The organism is Streptomyces sp. SID3212, from assembly GCF_009865405.1.
Classification (GTDB): domain Bacteria; phylum Actinomycetota; class Actinomycetes; order Streptomycetales; family Streptomycetaceae; genus Streptomyces.
Genome location: NZ_WWJY01000410.1, coordinates 1 through 2545, shown reverse-complemented (window position 1 = coordinate 2545; position 2545 = coordinate 1). Strand labels below are relative to the sequence as shown.

At 72.4% G+C, this 2545-nt stretch carries 3 protein-coding genes and 1 pseudogene; 1 reads left to right on the top strand and 3 read right to left on the bottom strand.

Features of this window, described 5'->3' with window-relative positions; all coding sequences use genetic code 11:
- Positions 1 to 173: pseudogene (locus GT042_RS40085) on the top strand (HGxxPAAW family protein); the annotation flags it as partial.
- A gap of 109 nt (positions 174 to 282) precedes the next feature.
- Here GT042_RS40085 and GT042_RS12505 read toward each other — a convergent pair.
- The 3 genes from GT042_RS12505 to GT042_RS12495 all read right to left on the bottom strand — a co-directional run bounded on the left by GT042_RS12505 (position 283) and on the right by GT042_RS12495 (position 2256).
- Positions 283 to 486: a cold-shock protein gene (locus GT042_RS12505; RefSeq protein ID WP_161308779.1), complete on the bottom strand. Its 204-nt coding sequence runs from the start codon at positions 484 to 486 to the stop codon at positions 283 to 285.
- Between the two features lie 347 nt (positions 487 to 833).
- Positions 834 to 1817, bottom strand: a complete 984-nt coding sequence (locus tag GT042_RS12500) for an aldo/keto reductase (protein ID WP_161308778.1) — start codon at positions 1815 to 1817, stop codon at positions 834 to 836.
- 142 nt (positions 1818 to 1959) lie between these two features.
- Positions 1960 to 2256, bottom strand: coding sequence for a hypothetical protein (locus tag GT042_RS12495; RefSeq protein ID WP_161308777.1), 297 nt, complete (start codon positions 2254 to 2256; stop codon positions 1960 to 1962).
- Positions 2257 to 2545 lie beyond the last annotated feature (289 nt).

Sequence of the window (2545 nt, the reverse complement as noted above, 5' to 3'; positions counted from 1 at the left end):
GCTGGGGGAAGCCCCCGGGGCCGCGTACCGCCGACCAGTGGAACTGGCGGGTCCGCGACCGGACGGCGGCCGAGGGGCACGGCGCCTGCGTCGGGTGCCGGCTGGCCCTGCGGACGGCGGGCGGCGGACAGGTGGCCCGTACGACGGCGACAGCGGCGGAACCCGCGGCCTGAGCCGTCACGGGCGGGAACAGGAACGGGCGCCGGTCCGGCGGGGAGAACCCGCCGGACCGGCGCCCTGTCGTCCGTGCCCTCCCGGGCAGGACGGCTCCGCGCTCAGCCGTCAGGAGGCGACGATGTTCTCCGCCTGGGGGCCCTTCTGGCCCTGGGTGACGTCGAACGTCACCTTCTGGCCCTCCTGGAGCTCACGGAAGCCGGTGGCCGCGATGTTCGAGTAGTGCGCGAACACGTCGGGGCCGCCACCGTCCTGCGCGATGAAGCCGAAGCCCTTTTCCGAGTTGAACCACTTCACTGTTCCACTGGCCATGCTGAATCTCCGTATCCGGGACGCATGGTTCCCCGCACGGTACGGGGAACCGGAGGTGATCGCCTTGGTCCGCAGAGACGCTGAACAGCACAAACGCCCGTGACGGTGCGTCACGGGCGAGCGGTACTTCGGAACCACGACAGCTGATCAAGACGCTACATGGCGCAACGCGATACAGCCACAGAAACGACCAACTCTTGCAGCCGTGCCGCACCCTGGCGCGGCAATCGGCCCACGATCATCCCGTTTTATCTCCCGATCAACGCCGGTCGACGCCGGTCGACGCCGGGCCCGAAAAGGCCCGGCGCCGACCGGTCGTGTGGTTCCGCCGTGTGCGGAGACGGTGCCTACCAGCGGCCGTGGACCGAGGCGCGCAGCCGCCGGTCGTACAGGTCCCTGACGGCGTCCAGCGTTGATTGCGGCAGGGCGGGCAGCCCGGCCGCCGCGCCGTTGCCACGGGCCTGCTCGACGGAGCGGGCGCCGGGGATGACGGTCGTGACGCCGGGCTGCTGGATGATCCAGCGCAGGGCCGTCTGGGCCGCCGTGGCGCCCTCGGGGGCCAGCTCGCCGAACTCGGCCGCCGCCGCGAGACCGGTCTCGTAGTCGATGCCGGAGAAGGTCTCGCCCTGGTCGAACGCCTCGCCGTGGCGGTTGTACGTGCGGTGGTCGTCGGCGGCGAAGACCGTGTCCTTCGTGTACTTCCCGGACAGCAGGCCGGAGGCCAGGGGCACCCGCGCGACGATGCCCACGCCCGCCGCACGGGCGGCCGGCAGCACTTCTTCGAGCGGCTTGAGCCGGAAGGCGTTGAGGATGATCTGCACACTGGCGACGCCGGGCCTGGCGATGGCCGCCAGCGCCTCGGCGCAGGTCTCGACACTCACCGCGTAGGCGGCGATCCGCCGCTCGTCCACCAGGGTGTCGAGCGCGTCGTAGACGGCGTCCGACTCGATGACGGCCGGCGGCGGGCAGTGCAGCTGGACCAGGTCGAGGGTGTCGGTGCCGAGGTTCGCCCGGGAACGGTCGTTCCACGCCCGGAAGTTGTCCAGGGTGTAGTTCTCCGGAAGCTGCTCGGCCCGCCGGCCCATCTTCGTCGCGACGAAGATCCCGGCGTCCGGCCGGTCCTTGAGATAGCGGCCGATCAGCTGCTCGCTGCGGCCGTCCCCGTACACGTCCGCCGTGTCGAAGATGGTCACGCCCGACTCGACCGCCGCGTCCAGGACGGCGAACGCGTCCGACTCGGTCACGTCCCCCCAGTCCGCGCCCAGCTGCCAAGTTCCCAGTCCTACGACGGAGACGTCTCGTCCCGTCCTGCCCAGTACACGCTGCTCCATACGGGTGATGCTACGTGGTCCGGAGAGCGCTCCCACGGCCGTCCCCCGGGAAGGGCGGGTGGCCCCTGGGACGCCAGGGGCCACCCGCCCGTTCAGGCGTCACACGCGGACCGGCGCGCGGACACGCGCACGCGGCCGTGGCTCAGTGCTCGTCCCAGTGGCCGTCGTGCCCGGCGTGCCGGTGGCCGTCGTGCACGTAGTCCACGTGGTCGCGGTGCGGCACCGCGACATGACCGCAGCCCTCGCCGTGCCGGTGGCCGTGATCGTCGTGCGGCGCGTGCGCGGCGGCCTCGCACTCGTCCACGTGGTCGCCGTGGACCTGGTGCAGGTGGCCGTCGTGCGCGTAGTCGATGTGGTCGCCGTGGGGGACGGCCACGTGGCCGCAGCCCTCGCCGTGGTGGTGCGTGTGGTCGGGGTGGGGGGCGTGAGCAGTGGTCATGCTCTCTCCGGTCGCTCGTCGGGGGCCGACGGCGTCCGGCTCCCGCACACCGCCCGGCCTGATTCGCCTCCCCAACGAGACCTCACCGGTCACGTCACCTCACGCGCGGCATTCGGCGTAGGGACGCGGGCCGCCCGGCGCGCGGGGCGCGAGCGGCCCCCCGCCTCTTCCGGCCGTCTCAGGGAAGGGCGCGCGCCTTTGAACCGATGACCACCGTCGCGTACAGCTCGTCGGAGGTGACCGTGCGCGGGAGCAGGCCGTCCCCGGCGACGGTCGCGACGGCCTCGGC